This window comes from Variovorax sp. VRV01, assembly GCF_014852545.1.
Taxonomy (GTDB): domain Bacteria; phylum Pseudomonadota; class Gammaproteobacteria; order Burkholderiales; family Burkholderiaceae_C; genus Variovorax; species Variovorax beijingensis_A.
In genome coordinates, this window is sequence record NZ_JACVBS010000001.1 from 358464 (window position 1) to 373813 (window position 15350).

At 67.8% G+C, this 15350-nt stretch carries 16 protein-coding genes; 7 read left to right on the forward strand and 9 right to left on the reverse strand.

What is annotated here, in order from left to right:
* Positions 1-9: 9 nt before the first annotated feature.
* Positions 10-1347, forward strand: coding sequence for a hypothetical protein (locus IB278_RS01720; protein ID WP_145740390.1), 1338 nt, complete (start codon positions 10-12; stop codon positions 1345-1347).
* Positions 1335-4742 (forward strand): efflux transporter outer membrane subunit, encoded by a 3408-nt coding sequence (locus IB278_RS01725; protein ID WP_145740391.1) that lies wholly within the window; start codon positions 1335-1337, stop codon positions 4740-4742. Before IB278_RS01720 ends, IB278_RS01725 begins: the two co-directional genes overlap by 13 nt.
* A gap of 17 nt (positions 4743-4759) precedes the next feature.
* Here IB278_RS01725 and IB278_RS01730 read toward each other — a convergent pair whose 3' ends face one another.
* The gene (locus tag IB278_RS01730; RefSeq protein WP_015867040.1) at positions 4760-5041 is read right to left on the reverse strand and encodes an HU family DNA-binding protein; all 282 of its coding nucleotides are present in this window, start codon (positions 5039-5041) and stop codon (positions 4760-4762) included.
* 317 nt (positions 5042-5358) lie between these two features.
* On the opposite strand from IB278_RS01730, the gene IB278_RS01735 reads away from it, so the two are divergent.
* The 4 genes from IB278_RS01735 (at position 5359) to IB278_RS01750 (ending at position 6538) form a co-directional block, all read left to right on the forward strand.
* A complete protein-coding gene (locus IB278_RS01735) occupies positions 5359-5505 on the forward strand; it encodes a hypothetical protein (RefSeq protein ID WP_185738382.1) in 147 nt (48 codons plus the stop codon).
* A gap of 100 nt (positions 5506-5605) precedes the next feature.
* Entirely contained in the window at positions 5606-6013 is a 408-nt protein-coding gene (locus IB278_RS01740; protein ID WP_192322477.1) for a hypothetical protein, read from the forward strand.
* The gene (locus tag IB278_RS01745) at positions 6006-6251 is read left to right on the forward strand and encodes a hypothetical protein (RefSeq protein ID WP_192322478.1); all 246 of its coding nucleotides are present in this window, start codon (positions 6006-6008) and stop codon (positions 6249-6251) included. Before IB278_RS01740 ends, IB278_RS01745 begins: the two co-directional genes overlap by 8 nt.
* A 20-nt stretch (positions 6252-6271) precedes the next feature.
* The gene (locus IB278_RS01750; RefSeq protein ID WP_225612652.1) at positions 6272-6538 is read left to right on the forward strand and encodes a general secretion pathway protein GspL; all 267 of its coding nucleotides are present in this window, start codon (positions 6272-6274) and stop codon (positions 6536-6538) included.
* Between the two features lie 33 nt (positions 6539-6571).
* On the opposite strand, the gene IB278_RS01755 is transcribed toward IB278_RS01750, so the two are convergent.
* From IB278_RS01755 to IB278_RS01775, 5 genes are all read right to left on the reverse strand, one after another.
* Complete coding sequence (locus IB278_RS01755) at positions 6572-8578, reverse strand: AsmA family protein (protein WP_192322479.1); 2007 nt, start codon at positions 8576-8578, stop codon at positions 6572-6574.
* 178 nt (positions 8579-8756) lie between these two features.
* Positions 8757-9203, reverse strand: coding sequence for a universal stress protein (locus IB278_RS01760; protein ID WP_145740399.1), 447 nt, complete (start codon positions 9201-9203; stop codon positions 8757-8759).
* Positions 9204-9342: 139 nt separating this feature from the next.
* Complete coding sequence (locus IB278_RS01765; protein WP_225612683.1) at positions 9343-10524, reverse strand: major royal jelly family protein; 1182 nt, start codon at positions 10522-10524, stop codon at positions 9343-9345.
* A 56-nt stretch (positions 10525-10580) separates the two neighbouring features.
* On the reverse strand, positions 10581-11375 hold the full coding sequence (locus IB278_RS01770) for an SDR family NAD(P)-dependent oxidoreductase (RefSeq protein ID WP_145740401.1): 795 nt from the start codon (positions 11373-11375) through the stop codon (positions 10581-10583).
* A 70-nt stretch (positions 11376-11445) separates the two neighbouring features.
* Positions 11446-12150: a type 1 glutamine amidotransferase domain-containing protein gene (locus IB278_RS01775; RefSeq protein WP_145740403.1), complete on the reverse strand. Its 705-nt coding sequence runs from the start codon at positions 12148-12150 to the stop codon at positions 11446-11448.
* Between the two features lie 121 nt (positions 12151-12271).
* Between IB278_RS01775 and IB278_RS01780 the strand changes: the two genes are divergently transcribed.
* Positions 12272-13210 carry a LysR family transcriptional regulator gene (locus tag IB278_RS01780; RefSeq protein ID WP_192322480.1) on the forward strand — a complete coding sequence of 313 codons (939 nt, stop codon included), beginning with the start codon at positions 12272-12274 and terminating at the stop codon, positions 13208-13210.
* 74 nt (positions 13211-13284) lie between these two features.
* Here IB278_RS01780 and ureG read toward each other — a convergent pair whose 3' ends face one another.
* From ureG to ureE, 3 genes are all read right to left on the reverse strand, one after another.
* Complete coding sequence (ureG, locus tag IB278_RS01785) at positions 13285-13935, reverse strand: urease accessory protein UreG (RefSeq protein ID WP_145740407.1); 651 nt, start codon at positions 13933-13935, stop codon at positions 13285-13287.
* 18 nt (positions 13936-13953) lie between these two features.
* On the reverse strand, positions 13954-14625 hold the full coding sequence (locus IB278_RS01790) for an urease accessory protein UreF (protein ID WP_192322481.1): 672 nt from the start codon (positions 14623-14625) through the stop codon (positions 13954-13956).
* 65 nt (positions 14626-14690) lie between these two features.
* Complete coding sequence (gene ureE / locus IB278_RS01795; protein WP_192322482.1) at positions 14691-15305, reverse strand: urease accessory protein UreE; 615 nt, start codon at positions 15303-15305, stop codon at positions 14691-14693.
* Positions 15306-15350: the final 45 nt, after the last annotated feature.

The following is a 15350-nucleotide window of genomic DNA, read 5'->3' on the forward strand; positions in this document are numbered from 1 at the left end:
AACAGAACCATGTCGGTCTTCCCGTTTTCCCGGCCCCTGGCGTCCTGCCTTGCCGCATCGATGGCACTGGCCTTGCCGATGTCCGCTGCCCTTGCCCAGCCATCTCCGGGCCGGCAGGCCGCCAGCGCCACGCAGCAAGCGCTGGCGCGGCAAAGCTGCGAGGGGCTGCGGCGCGCGGTTGCCGAGGACCAGAAGGGCGCGGCTTCCGGCCCGCTGTTCCTGGCCAGCTACCGCGTCGCCGACCCGAAGCAGGGTGCGCCGCTGGAGCCTGCATTGGCGGGCGCCGCCTTCACTTATGACAACGCGCTCGCGGGCATCGCGCTGCTGGCCTGCGGCGACGCGGCCTCGGCCCGGCGCATCGGCGATGCCGTGGTGCGCGCCATGGAGCGCGACCCGAACACGGCCGACGGGCGTGTGCGCAACGCCTACCGCGCCGGCCCGATGACCGAGGAAAAGGCCGCGCTGCCGGGGCGCTGGGATGCGGCCAGGAACCAGTGGATCGCCGACGCCTACCAGGTGAGCACGGCCACCGGCAACGTGGCCTGGGCCGCCTTGCTGCTGCTGAACCTGAACGAGGCCGAACCGTCGCCCGCCTACCTCGCGGGCGCGCGCCGGCTGCTCGGCTGGATCGAACAGCGCACCCGCGCCAGGAATGCACCCGACGGCTACAACGGCGGCTGGTACGGCTGGGACAACGCGCAGCGCGCCCAGACCTGGAAATCCACCGAGCACAACATCGACATCGCGGTGGCGGCCGCCTGGGCGGCGAAGAGCGCAGGTGGGCAGGCCGAAGCCGAACGCCAGCAGGCGCGCACCGCGCTCGACTTCGTCAACCGCATGTGGAACGCATCGGAGCAGCGCTTCAACATCGGCACCAAGGAAGACGGCGCCACCATCGCAACGGATGGCTCCGGCCTCGACGCCCAGCTGTGGCCGCTGCTGGCGGCGCCCGAAGGTTCCTGCCCCTGGATGAGGGGGCTCGACTGGGTGGAGAAGCACCATCGCTTCGGCGAAGGCTACGGCTTCTCGCGCAGCCCCGACGGCATCTGGACCGAGGGCAGTGCCCAGGCGGCCGCCACGCTGGTGGCGCGCAAGGGCGCGGCGCCCGAGGCCCTGTGGCAGCTGCTGGCGTCGCAGCGCGCCGGCAACGGCCTTTACTACGCCACTCCCAGTGCCCGCATATCGACCGGGCTGGCCATCGGCCCGGACTCGGCCGGGGCCGACTTCTTCTACTACCGCTGGCCACACTTGGGCGCGACTGCCTGGATCGCGCTGGCCGCCACGGGGTTCAACCCCTTCACCGGCAAGACCGCCGCAACAGGAGCTACGTCACCATGTCCCACCTGATCGCCACACCGGAGTTCCAGCTCAACGCACTCGTTGCGGGCCTGGCCCTCCTCCTGATGACGTGGGGGCGGATCGACCGCATCTCCCACCGCGCGCTGTTCGGCGCGCTGACCGCGCTGCTGCTGATGCGCTATGCCGTCTGGCGCGTGGTTGCGACCATGCCGCCTTCGGACCTGGGCTTCGAGACCCTGTTCGCCTGGGTGTTCCTGTGCTTCGAGCTGACGGCCATCGTCTACACGCTGATGTCCATCCACATGTTGGTCCGGCGGCGCGACAACCACCAGCTGGCCGACCGCGGCGAGGCGCTGCTGCGCGGCCGCGGCGCGCAGGTGCCGGCGGTGGACGTCTTCATCTGCACGTACAACGAAGAGCTGGCGGTGCTGGAGAAGACCATCATCGCCGCGCAGGCCATCGACTATCCGAACCTGAACGTGTGGGTGCTCGACGACACCCGGCGCGACTGGCTGCGCGAGTATTGCGAACGCAAGGGCGTGCACTACGCGCGCCGGCCCGACAACAGCCATGCCAAGGCCGGCAACCTCAACAACGGCCTGCGGCTGTCGGCGGGCGTGACCAATGCGCCCTACATCCTGGTGCTCGACGCCGACTTCGCGCCGCAGCGCCAGATCGTCTACCGCATGCTGGGCCTGTTCGCGGACCGCAAGGTCGGACTGGTGCAGACGCCGCAGTTCTATTACAACGCCGACCCCATCCAGCACAACCTGCGCGCCACCGACAGCTGGGTGGACGAGCAGCGCGTGTTCTTCGACGTGCTGCAGCCCGCCAAGGATGCCGTCGATTCGGCCTTCTGCGTGGGCACCTCCTTCATCGTGCGGCGCGACCTGATCACCGCCGCGGGCGGCTTTCCGGTCGGCAGCGTGTGCGAAGACATCCACACCACCTACCTGCTGCTGCGGCACGGCCACATCACGCGCTGGCTCGGCGAGCGGCTGTCGAACGGCCTGTCGGCCGAGAGCATCGTCGACTACATCAACCAGCGCAGCCGCTGGTGCCTGGGCACGGTGCAGCTCGCGCTGCTGCCCGACGGCCCGCTGCGCGGCCGGGGCTTCAGCTTCCCGGCGCGGATGCACTTCCTGCACGGGCTGCTGCACTGGCTCGGCAAGCCGTTCATGGCGATGGTCATGCTGGCGCCCGCGCTCTACTGGTATGCCGGGGTCTCGGTGTTCCATGCCACGCCGCAGGCCTTTGCTTCCTTCGGACTGCCGCCGCTCGTCATGTTCTGGGCCTACAGCTACTGGATCAGCGGGCGGCGCTGCCTGCCCGTGTTCAGCGAGGTGAGCCAGCTGGTGGCGGCCATGGCCGTCACCAGCACGCTCGCGAGCGCCGTGCTGCGGCCTTTCGGCCGGCCTTTCAAGGTGACGAACAAGGGGCTCGACCGCTCGAAGACGGTCGTGCATTGGAAGCTGGTCGCCATGTTCGGCGGGCTCCTGGTGGCGCTGCAGCTCGGCGGCGCGTCGGTCGCCTTGAGCGGCGAGGCGCTCACGCCGGGCGACGAGCTCAACCTGGTGTGGACCGGCATCGCACTGCTGCTCTGCCTGGCTGCGCTCATGGCCTGCGTCGACCTGCCGCGGCCGGAGCAGGAGGAGCGCTTTCCCTGGCGTGCGCGCACCCGGGTGCGCACCGCGGCGGGCGAGGGCGAATCACGCTTCGTCAACATCGCGGCCGACGGCGCGCTGCTGGAAGCCAAGGCCCCGCTGAAGCGCCTGCGCGTGGGACAGCCGCTGGAGGTCTACGTCGAACCGGTGGGATGGCTGCCGGCCCGCCTGGCCGCCAGAAGCTCCGCGGGCGCCGAGTTGCGCTTCGCCGGCACCGAGGCCCAGCGCGAGCAATTGGTGAGCCACGTCTTCAACGTGCCGCCGAGCCACGTCGCGGTCCAGGTGCGGCCATGGAAGGCCGCGTCGGCATTGCTGGCGAGCGCGGGCTTCGGATCTCCCGGCGCGGGCTTCGTGCGGCTGGCCCTGCGGCTGCTGCTGCTGGTGCTGGCGACCTGCGTGGTGCTGGTGGTGAGCGGATGCAATCTGACGCCGCCGCTCAAGCAGCCCGACCTGACGGTGCCCTCGCAGTGGCCGGCCGGCACGACGGCGCCGAATGCGGAACCCGTCGACTGGCGCAGCTTTGTGCAGGACGACGAATTGCGCGGGCTCATCACCACCGCCCTCGCGCAGAACCGCGACCTGCGCGTCTATGCCGCCCGTGCCCGCGAAGCCCGGGCCGTGTATGCCGGCAGCCGCGCCTCGCTGTTTCCGCAGATCGGCCTGTCGGGCCATGCGCAACGGGCGCAGACCACCACGCAGGGTTCGCTCAGCCCGCTGGGCAACGTGCCGACCGACGGCCGGGCTTCCAGCAGTTTCGACATCCAGGCTGGCGTCACCTCGTACGAGCTCGACTTCTTCGGCCGCCAGCAGAGCGCGACCCAGCAGACCGGTGCGCTGGCCGAGGCGGGCAACAAGGACTTTGCGGCTGCGCACATGAACCTGGTGGGAGAGGTGTCGAATGCCTACCTCACGCTGCGCGCCGACCGCGCCCTGCTCGCCCTGGCCAATGCCAACGAATCGGGCCTGGCCGCCAATGCCGACATGATCGGGCGCGCCAAGGCGGTGGGCGGCGCGGCGCAGCTGGACGTCTACCGCGCGCAGTCGCTGCTGCAGAACGCCCGCGTGAAGCAGGAGGAATTCCGCATGCGTGTCGCGCAGGATCTTCAGTGGCTGAACGTGCTGGTCGGCCAGCCGGTCTCGCCCGACACGGGCAGCGCCCGGCCCTGGCCGCAGCGCTCCACCGCGCAGGTGGCGGCGGGCCTGCCGTCCAGCCTGCTGCAGCGCCGGCCCGATCTGCTGGCGGCCTATTCGCGTGTCGAAGCCGCCAATTCGGGCGTGGGCGCGGCCAAGGCCGCAATGCTGCCGACCATCTCGCTCACGGCGCTCGCGGGCGGCGTGAGCCGGGAGCTGTCGACGCTGCTGGCGAGCGGCAACAGCAGCTGGGCCGGGGTGCTGGGGGTGTCGCTGCCGCTGTTCGACTGGGGCCGCCGTTCGGCCAACATCACGGCCAACGAGGAGCGGCTGGCAGCGGCCATGGCGTCCTATGAGCACGCAGCGCAGATGGCATTCCGCGAAACCGCCAACGCCCTGATTGCCGATGACCACCTGCGCCCGCAGCTGGAGGCGCAGCAGGCCCGCGTGCAGGCGCTGGAGAAGGTGGCGAACATTGCGCGCACGCGCTTTCGCAGCGGCCTGGAAGACTACTTCGCGAGCCAGGATGCCCAGCGCGAGCTCTATGCCGAGCAGCAGCAGCTGATCGAGCTGCAGCTCAAGGAGGCCGTGAACATGGTCAACCTCTACAAGGCGCTGGGCGGAGGGTGGCAGGGCGCACAGGCCTGAGCCGCCCCCAGGGATGATCAGCCCACCTGGTTGATGGCGTCCTTCAGCGCCTTGCCGGCCGCGAATTTCGCGCTCTTGCTCGCCTTGATCGTGATCTGCTCGCCGGTCGACGGATTGCGGCCGGTGCGCTCTGCACGGTCGGCCACGCTGAAGGTGCCAAAGCCGATCAGCTGCACGGTTTCGCCGCGCACCAGGGCGCGCGAGAGTTGTTCGAGCGCCGAGTCGAAGGCGCGGCCAGCGTCGGCCTTGCTGAGGTTGGTGTCTTCTGCGATCGCGGCGATGAGTTCGGTCTTGTTCAAAACAGGAATTCCTTTCGATAGAACATTTGTGAAAACCACGGAGGGTCGTACCCGAGTTTGACCGAATGCGGCGGCCGGATTCCCGCCTCGGCCTGCAGATGTGCTTCTAAATCTGCGGACCTGTGACGGATGTCCGCTTCGCGCATTCGTGAAGTACTGGGCAGAACAGGAGGCTGGTTACTGTTTCTCACGTAAACCAAAGCTGATCGTGAAGCATTTCCTGTCTAAATGTTAGTAATTCACATATCTTCTGGCCTCGCTGACGGCCAGGGCGCCCATCCCAAGCAGCGCCAGACAATTTCAACCAAGGAGTCCGCATGAAAAAAACAGCCGCCACCGTGATCTTCTCGTTTGCGATGACCTTGCTCCTGAGCGCTTGCGTCTACCCCGTGGTGGATCCGGGGCCAGGGCCGGGCAAGGGCGGTTTCTGCCCTCCTGGGCAAGCCAAGAAGGGCAACTGCTGACCCGGTGTTCTTGTGCAGCCTGCGCGGGCGGCAGTGCCGCGCGCCAGGCCTGCCTGAATCGAAAGCCCGATCCGGGCCGGGAACACGAAGCCGCCACCTCATGACTTCTGCATACACGCTCCGCCAGAACCGGATCGCGCTCGTGGACTCCGACGCCCTGCAGCGCCTGTGCACCGGCAGTTCGCTGAAAGCCATCGGCATCGACCACGCCTCCTTCGAGCATCTTCATGGCCTGATCGACGCCGCCCGTGAAGGGCGGCGCTTCGATGCGATTCTTCTTGGACTGCACGCGGATGCAGCGCCGGTCGTGGCGCTCATTGCCGACGTGTGGAGCGCGCTCGGCCAGCGTGTTCAGGTGTTCTTCATGGCGCATCCGACCGAACTGCCCCACGCGCGGGAGGCGCTTTCGCGCTCGGCTGTCAGCGGATGGCGTTCGCAGGTGATTCTTTCCCCTGCGAGCGATGCCGAATTGCGCGCCGTCTTTCATGGCAAGGGATTCCATGCGTAGTCCGTTCCTCGGAGACCTGAGTCCGGACGAGCCGCCTCCACCGCCCGAGCGGCCGGTCTGGCTGGCCTTGCTGCCCGTGCTCCTGTACGTGCTGGCGGCCATTTCCTTCCTGGCCCTGGCCATGCGTGTGCCGAACATCGTTGCCGCGGCCCTGTTCGTGACCGCAGCCATCGTGTCGCTCGGGGCGGGCCTCATGCTCGGCTTGAGCCTGTGGCTCTTCCCGGAGCTTCCGCGCTAGTGTTCTTCTGCCGCTTCGCAATGACAACGATCAAGAAGCCCGAACCGTCGATCTTCCGCATCCAGGACTGGCGCGGAACCTTGATTGCCGCCCTGGTCGGCCTCCTGATCGTGATGGCCGTGGTCATGAAGTGGCTGGTCGAATTCCAGGTTTCGGCGGCGCAGGAGCGCCGCTCGCTCGAGGCGCTTGCCCGCCGGGCCGAGGCGCACTGCTTCGGACTCGCAACGCATCGCGCCACGCAGGCCTGCCTGGCGCAGCGTGCGGTCCAGGCCAATCTCGCAAAATAGAAAGTGCCTTGAGGTCCGCAGGTCCGCGGCGCCCTAGCGTGCCTTGGGCTGCCTGCCGGCCTTCGGCTTCTGGCGCGCGGCAGCCTCCAGCGGCGCGCATTGCGCGAACTCCTGCGAGCCCATGTTCAACAGCGGCAGCAGCGCGGCAGCGGGCGCCACCGCGCCCAGCGCAATCGCCGAGCCCAGCTTGAGCGCCACGGCGCCCTTGTCGACGCCGACGTCGGGGTTCTTGAACGTGCCCTTGACGTACAGCGGCGAGCGCAGCGACAGCACGCGCAGCGCCTTGTTCCGCGGCTGGATCTCCAGCGCGAGCTGTTCCCTGGAAAGATCGATGAGCCCGGTCACGTTGACCACCGATTCGTCCGTGTCCAGCACGAAGGAGCGCGCCTGCATGACGCCCTGCGTCACCTTGAAGTCGCTCGCAAGGCAGTTCAGCTGGACCTGCCTGTCGCCGAACAGCTGGGTTGCCACCACGCTGCCGATGTTCAGCCCCATGGCCTCGAGCAGGAACTTGCTCACCGTGCCCTTGCTCACCAGCGCCTTCACCTCGCCGTTGGACGTGCCCAGCAAGGCCGCGACGGAGTTGCCGGAGGCGGAAAGCGCTGCGTCGCCGCCGACTTCGCCCAGGCTGGCCTGCAAGGTGTCGAGCGTTGGAAAGAGTTCCTTGATCCTGAGCCGGCGCGCCGACAGCTGCAGGTTGGCGCGGATCGGGTCCTGGCTGCCGTCGAGCCTGACCGTGGCGGCCAGGGTGCCGCCCGCCACGCCAAAGCTCAATGGCGTGAGCGAGAGCACGCTGTCCTTCAGATGAAGATCCGCCACCAGGCTGTCGATGGGCAGGTCCTTCGCATGGAGGATCTTGCGGCCGGCAAACTTGACGTCCGCATCGATGCTGCCCCAGCTTGCGGTGTCGAACTTCTCCACCGGCAGCAGCTTGCCCGCCGGCTGGACGGCCGGGGCGCCCCGCTTGGCCTTGCTCGCGTTCGAATCGGCGCCGATCAGCGGCGCCAGGTCTTCCAGCCGCAGCTGGTTGGACTGCACCTGGCCGCGCAGCAGCGGCCGCGGCTGCTGCGCGACGTATTCCAGCGTGCCCGCAATGTCGCTGGCACCCACGCGGCCCTTGAAGTTCTCGTACAGCCAGCGCCCGCCGGCCTTGTCGAGCTTGCCGACCAGATGGCCTTCGGTGCTGAACGGCGGCGTGTTGGGCAGCGTAATGCCGGTGATGGGATACAGATGCGCCATGCTCGCGCCCGAAAGCTTGAGCCGAAGGTCCAGTGCCGCCAGCGCGTCGGGCTTGGTCAGCGTGCCGGCGATGTCGATGCGCGTGGCACCCACCTGCACGCTGGCCTGCAACGGATAGGGCTTCGTGTCCTGCTGCAGCGAGAGCACCGCGCCGGCCTTGCCGCTTCCCTTCACAGGCGCCTGGCGGAAGGTCCCGCCGAGCTTCCAGCCGATGCCATAGCCCTCGACGCTTTCCGCGGGCAGGCTGTCGATGTCGACCTTGAGATCGAGCCTTGCGGTTGCATCGGCAAGCTTCACCGTGCCCTGGCTCAGCACCAGCCGCTGCAGGTCGAGCTTCCATGGCGAGGGCTCCGCGCCGCCGGCTGCCAGCGTCCAGTTGTTCTTGCCGTCCGCGGTACGTTCGAGCGAAAGAACGGGGCCGGCGAGCTCGAGCGTGGGAATGCGGATCGTGTGGTTCAACAGGGGCAGCGGGTTCAGCGAGAAGCTCAGCTGCCTGATCTCGGCCAGGTGCGGGCCGGTCTTGCCCCAATCGGCATTGCCCAGCGTGATGTCCTGTGCGCTCAGCCTCGGCCAGGGCACCCAGCGGCGCCAGCCTGTTTCGGCTTCGGGGCTCGACCATTGCAGGACCAGGTCGCCGCGGATCGCGAACGGGCGGCCCGTCGCTTCGCTCACGCGCTGGTTGATCCATGGCCTGGCGCGGTTCCAGTCGAAGCTCAGGAGGGCCGCGATGCACAGCGCCGCCAGGGTCGACAGCAGAAGCAGGCCCCAGCCCACGGCGCGGGAAAACATCGATGATTTCATTTTCACTCCCTTGAAACGGCCCTTGCGCAATGCAGCCATTGCAGGGCACTGTACCTTCCGCAGCCCTGCGCGGGCTGCGAATGGCAGTCAGGGGGTGAGTCGCCCCGGGAGCGGCGCGTTCACGAGGGGCGGCCGATGCCTGCGCCCGATCGTGAAAAATTTCACTTCGATCGGGCTTCTACCGCAGCACCAGCACCGGAATGTGCGAGTGGGTCAGCACATGCAGTGTCTCGCTGCCCATCAGCAGCCGCGCCAGGCTGCGCCGGCCGTGCGAGGCCATCACGATCAGGTCGCACTCCTGGTTCTTGGCCGTGGCGATGATGGCTTCCGCCACCTGGTTGGACTTCATGACGATGGCCTGCGCACTGCGCACGCCCCTGGCGACCGCGGCGTTCCTGACCGCATCGACCAGGCGCTGTGCGGACTGCTCCACCTGTTCCTGCGAGGCTTCGATTTCGCGCTGGTTCAGCACCATCGAGCCTTCGAAATAGCCATAAGGCTGGAGGTGCGCGACGGTGACGCTCACCAGTTCGGCACCCGCCAGCAGCGCCAGGTCGATGGCAGTGGCGACCGCCTGCTCGGAGAGCGAAGAGCCATCGGTGGGGACGAGGATGCGCTTGTACATGGCCGGCTCCTTGGCCCCCGGCACTGCGGGTGCCTTCGCATTTCAGTCTAGTTCCCGGGCATGGGCGCTACAAGCAAAGAAGCTGGGCTCCCGCCCCTAATCGCAAACGACGGGAGCGGCCTGTGCCGCAATGTCCCGATCAGTTTGCTTTCAGCTTCCGGCCGCCGAGTGGAAGGCGCCAGAGTTCGTAGCGCTCCCGCCCGTTCTTGACCGAACCCGCGAAATGTTCGTTCAACGCGCTCGAGGTGAAGACCAGGGCGCCGTCCGGATGAATGGCGGGCGTGTCAGGCCAGCGTACGCCGTCGTCCGATGCGATCAGCGACATCGCCTGCGTGCGCGGGTCGTAGCGCACGATGCCGTTGCGCGTCACGTCGGTGATGTAGAGGCGGCCCCTCGCGTCGGTCACGATGCCGTCGGTGTTGCCGCCCACCGCGCCGAGGTCGCGGATTGCGGCAGCGATCTGTTGATCGCTTGCATCGGCCTTGCGCAGGATCGCGGTCCGAAGCGACCGGACGTGGGTCCCCGTTGTCACCGTCCAGTACAGCGTGAGGCCGTCCGGCGACAGCGCGATGCCGTTGATGCCGAGCAGCAACGGATTGCCAGGCCACACCTCGGTGCCGTGGGACATGACCTTCACACCAGGTTCGATCTGCAGGGCCGGATGCTTGTCCAGCACGCGTCGCGCCTGGCCCGAGGCGAAGTCCACCACGATCAGGCCCACCATGTTGTTCGGCGCGCTGCGCATGCCGCTGTCGGAGATGTAGGCGACGCGGCGTCGCTCGTCCACCGCAATGTCGTTGAGGAAGCTGCCACTGCGGTCCGCCACGCCGTCCAGCGCAATGCGCTTCACTGTTCGCCCGGTTTGCAGGTCGAGCACCAGCACCTTCTGCGCGCCCGCCGGTGCCTCGGACTCGCCGGCGACGAAGCCCATGTCAAGGGCCCACAGCCAGCCGTTCTTGCGGTCGACGTGGAAGCCCAGCACGTTGCGCAGGCTCCGGTCGGGCGCTCCCGTCACGGCGTTGCCGGCGGTCGAAGGAAATGCCGTCAGTCGCGCCGGTCCGCTTTGCGCCCGGGTGTCCAGTGTGCTGAGCGTTGCCAGCGCGCCAGCGGACACCAGGCGCGGCGTGCTGACGTAGGCCGTGCCTTGAGCATCGAAGTGCAGCCCGGCGATCGGTGCGTCGACCGATGCGGCGAACGGTGCCGGGTCTGCGCCGTCCCTCGGCTTTTCCCAACTCACGCCGGCGTAGCTGCGCCAGCGTTCGAGCGGCGCGGTATCGGTGGCGTGACCCGTGGTGGTGGAGAGGATGGCCAGGACGGCCAGCGCGATGGAAGCGAGTTTGGGCACAACGAGAGGAGATGACACGGTGAATCTCCGGGTCAGAGGATTGAACGGAAGGTGCCGCCTTCGACACGCACGGCGGCGCCGTTGGACGCAGCGCCCAGGGGGCTGGCCAGCAGCGCCACCATGGCCGCGATCTCGTCTGGTTCGATCATTCGGGCAATCAGCGAACTGGGCCGGTAGGTCTGGAAGAAATGGGTTTCGATTTCGGCATCGTTCATGCCGGCGCGTGGCGCCGTCTGCCGCAGGTAGTCCACGATGCCTTCGGAGCGGGTGGCGGCAGGCAGCACGCTGTTGACGGTGACGCCGGTGCCCTTGGTCAACTCGGCCATGCCGCGCGACACCGCGAGCTGCGCCGACTTGCTGACACCGTAGTGCACCATGTCCGGCGGTGTGAATGCACCGACCTCGCTCGACATGAAGATCACCCGTCCCCAGTTTCTCTGCAGCATGCGCGGGAAATAGTGGCGCGACAGGCGCACGCCCGACATCACGTTGACGTCGATCATGCGAAGCCAGTCTTCGTCGGTGATTTCGGCGAAGGGCTTGGCTTCGTAGAAGCCCAGGTTGTTCACGAGGATGTCCGTGTCCGGCTGCGCCTCGATCAGCTGCGCCGCGCCGTGTGTGGTGCTCGGGTCGGCGACCACGACCGTCACCTTGCTGCCCGGCGCGGCGGCCGCGATCCGGCCCGCCGCGGCATCCAGTTTGTCGCGGCTGCGCCCGGTGATCGTGACCGACACGCCTTCGCGCGCCAGGGTGCTGGCGATGGCCAGTCCGATGCCGGCCGTCGCGCCGGTGACGATGGCAGTCTTGCCCTTGAGTTGCAGATCCATGATGGGTTCCTTGATAGATTTATTTCAGGCGCTCGAGCAGCTCGAGGCCCACGCTGAAGACGCGTCGCGTTCAGTCCTGGCGCAGCAGCAGTTCGCGCATCGCGGCGCCGACGCCTGCGGCCGACTGCGGGTTCTGCCCCGTGACGAGCCGGCCGTCGACGACGACCTTGGCCGTCCAGTCGGGCGCCGGATGGTGATGTGCGCCGCGCCGCGTGAGCGTGCTGGCGAGCAGGAAAGGCACGACCTTGTCGAGTTGGACTGCGCGTTCCTCGTCGTCGGTGAAGGCGCTGAGGTTCTTGCCCGCGACCAGGTAGGCGCCGTTGCCAAGCGTCACGTTGACCAGCGCCGCGGGGCCATGGCATACCGCGCCGACCACGCCGCCTGCCTCGTGGATTTCGCGCGTCACGCGGGCCACCGCAGGGCTTGCCGGGAAGTCCCACATCGCGCCGTGGCCACCGGCAAAGAAGATTGCGGCGTACTTCGAGCTGTCGACATCGTCCAGGCGCCGCGTGTGGCGCAAAGCCTGGCGGAACGCGCCGTCGTTCCAGTAGCGCGCGTTGACTGCGTCATCGAGGTCCAGGCCGTCGACCGGCGGCTCGCCGCCCTGGATGGAGGCGAGCTCGAACGGAATGCCGGCGGCCTCGAGTTCGGCCAGCGGGTGGGTCAGTTCGCCCAGATAGAAGCCGGTCGGCTCGCCGGTGGTGCCCTTGGTGCCGTGGCTGGTGAGCACCATCAGGACGGGGCGGACTGGCCCGGATACGGCGGTTGAAGTCATCGTGTGCTCCTTGAAGAAAAAAACGCGGGCCGGATCGCCCGATGGATGGCTTGACTGTATTGATGGCTGTTAAGGAGATAAACTGGCCTTCAGGGAAAACATTTGTTCTTCAAAAGTCAGAATGGGACGGCGATTCGATCACTTGGCAGATGTGGAAACCTTCGTCACGGTGGTCGAGAAGGGTTCCATGACGGCCGCTGCCGTGGCATTGGCCACCACACCGTCGGTGCTCAGCCGTGCCATCACCCGGCTGGAAACGCGGCTGGGCGTGCAACTGCTGCGCCGCACGACGCGGCGCTTGAGCCTCACGGAGCAGGGGCGGGCCTACCTCGAGCAGTCGCGCGCGGCTTTTGCGCTGATCGACGATGCGGAGCGCGCGATGCAGGGCCAGGGCGACGAGCTGGCGGGCAGCGTGCGCCTGAGCGTGCCGACCACTTACGGCCACCATCGGCTGCCGGCGCTGCTGCAGCGGTTTTCCGCGCGGCACCCGCAGGTGCGCGTCGAACTGAACATCACCAACCGGAACGTGGACTTGGTGGCCGAGGGCTACGACCTTGCGATCCGGCTGGGCCAACTGCCCGACAGCGGCCTGGTCGCGCACAAGCTCGAAGACGCGCCGATGTGCCTGCTCGCGGCGCCGGGCTACGTCGCACGCGCAGGCGCGCCGGCCAGCATCGCGGAGCTTGCGCATCACAGCTGCCTGCCCTTCGTGATGCCGAGCACCGGCCGTGTATCGCCCTGGCTGCTGCGCGAGGACGGGCGCGACGTGGACTGGCTTCCCCATGGCGGCCTGCAGGTATCGGACGATGTGCTTGGCGTGGTCTCGCTGGCCCTGAGCGGCCTGGGCATCTGCCAGACCTACGATTTCATCGCACGCGATCTCGTTGCACAGGGCCGGGCCGTCGAACTGCTGGCGCAGGCGCGCGGGCGCACACGGCCTTTTTCAGTGATCTACGCGCCGCATCGGCGGCTCTCCTCCGCTTCGCGCGCGCTGATCGAGTCGCTGGCGGGAAATGCTCAGCCTGGCCCCGGCGCCTCTCACGCAAACCCCACGTTGTAGACCGGGCGGATCCAGTCGTGCGAGGGCGTGGCGGCGCCCAGCTTGCGCCGCGGGTTCTTGACGTAACGGCCCGCTCAGGCCGCGCCGAGCATGCCGCGCTTTTCGATGAACGCCACCACTTCGGCCACGCCGGCGTGGGTCTTGAGGTTGGTCATCACGTAGGGCCGCTGCCGGCGCATGCGCTGCGTGTCCTGTTCCATCACGTCGAGGTTCGCGCCGACGTAGGGGGCGAGGTCGGTCTTGTTGATGACGAACAGGTCGCTCTTGGTGATGCCGGGGCCGCCCTTGCGCGGAATCTTCTCGCCGGCCGCCACGTCGATCACGTAGATCGTCAGGTCCGACAGCTCGGGGCTGAAGGTGGCCGCGAGGTTGTCGCCGCCCGATTCGACGAACACCACGTCGGCATCGGGAAAGTCCTCGAGCATGCGGTCGATGGCCTCGAGGTTGATCGAGGCATCTTCGCGGATGGCGGTGTGCGGGCAGCCGCCGGTCTCCACGCCCATGATGCGTTCGGCGGGCAGGGCACCGGCCACGGTCAGCAGGCGCTGGTCTTCCTTGGTGTAGATGTCGTTGGTGATGGCGACCAGGTCGTACTTGTCGCGCATGGCCTTGCAGAGCATCTCGAGCAGCGTGGTCTTGCCCGAGCCGACCGGGCCGCCGATACCCACGCGCAGCGGCGGCAGTTTCTTGGTGCGGTGGGGAATGTGGTGCAGGGCGGAGGTCATGGAGGTTGTCCGGTTCGATCAGCTTCGGAAAAGGCGGGAATATTGTGTTTCATGGCGGGCCGACAACACGGCCAGCAGAGGCGCAAAGGCCTGGCGTTCATCGTCGCAGAGGCTTGTCGCACGCTCGACGGCGGCGGGAATCTCGTTGGCGAGCCGCGCCAGGATGCGCTGGCCCGCGCTCTGGCCCAGCGGCACGGCCTTGACCGCCGCGGCCACCATGTTCTCGGCCCAGCCGAAGGCGAAGGCCAGGCAGCCGTCGTGCACCGAGGCACCGGTGCGGCTCGCGGCAAAGGCAAAGGCGATGGGATAGCTCGCGGGCAGGTCGGCAAAAACGGCAGCTGTGTCGCCGTGGTGCAGCTTGAGCCATTCGACGAAGGAGCGGCCCATCTGCTCGGTCTGCAGGAAGAATTCGGCCGACTCGCGGGTGGTCATCACCCATGCGTTGAGTTCGCGGATGCGCGCCGCATCGCCCGCGCGCCAGGCCGGGATGGCTTGTGCCACGAGCGCGAGGTCGCCGCGCGCGAAGCTCAGGTGCAACTGGTCGGAGAGCCACTCGATGGCCTTGGCTTCCGAATCGATGCCGGCCCATTCGACGGCCGCCTCGACGCCTTCCGAATAGGAAAAGCCGCCGACGGGCAGGGCCGGGGAGGCGAGCCAGATGAGCTGCAGGAGGCTGCGGGCGTCGGGCATGTCAGCTTTTCGCCGCGCGCTGTGTTGTGGGGTGCTCGCGGCGAAACAACAAGCAGGATCTCATTTCAGTGAGAGTGCCCGTGGTGGCCGTGGTCGTGATCGTGCGAATGGTCATGGTCATCGAGCAGTTCCGGTGCGAGCACGAGCGGCTTCGGGCCTTTGCTGCTGCCGTGCGCGTGACCATGGTCGTGCGCGTGATCGTGGCCGGCGCCGTGCGAATGCTCGTGCGAGCCATAGGCGCCGCCCTCGGGCTCGAAGGCTTCCTCGACTGCCACGACGATCAGGTGCATCGAACGCAGCATGTCGGCCAGCACATGGTCGGGCTCGATCTTCAGGTGGTCGGGCTTGAGCTCGATCGGCACATGCCGGTTGCCCAGGTGATAGGCCGCGCGCGTCAGGTCGAACGGCGTGCCGTGGGCCGTGCAATGCGTGATGCGCAGCACCGGCTGCGGCGCCGCGATGACGCGGACCAGCGAGCCGTCCTCGGCCACCAGCACATCGCCGCCGCGCACGGCGGTGCCGCGCGGCAGGAACACGCCGATCTGCCGGCCCTGCGAATCGGTGGCGTCGAAGCGGCTTTTCTGGCGCACGTCCCAGTCGAGTTCGACGGTGGCGGCGCGCTTGAGCAGCACGGGCGCAAGGCCGCGGCCTTGGGGCATGAGTTTGTTGGCGGTGAGCATGGTGCGGATGGAACGCCCCAGGAGGCGTGAAACGACAGGATGAAT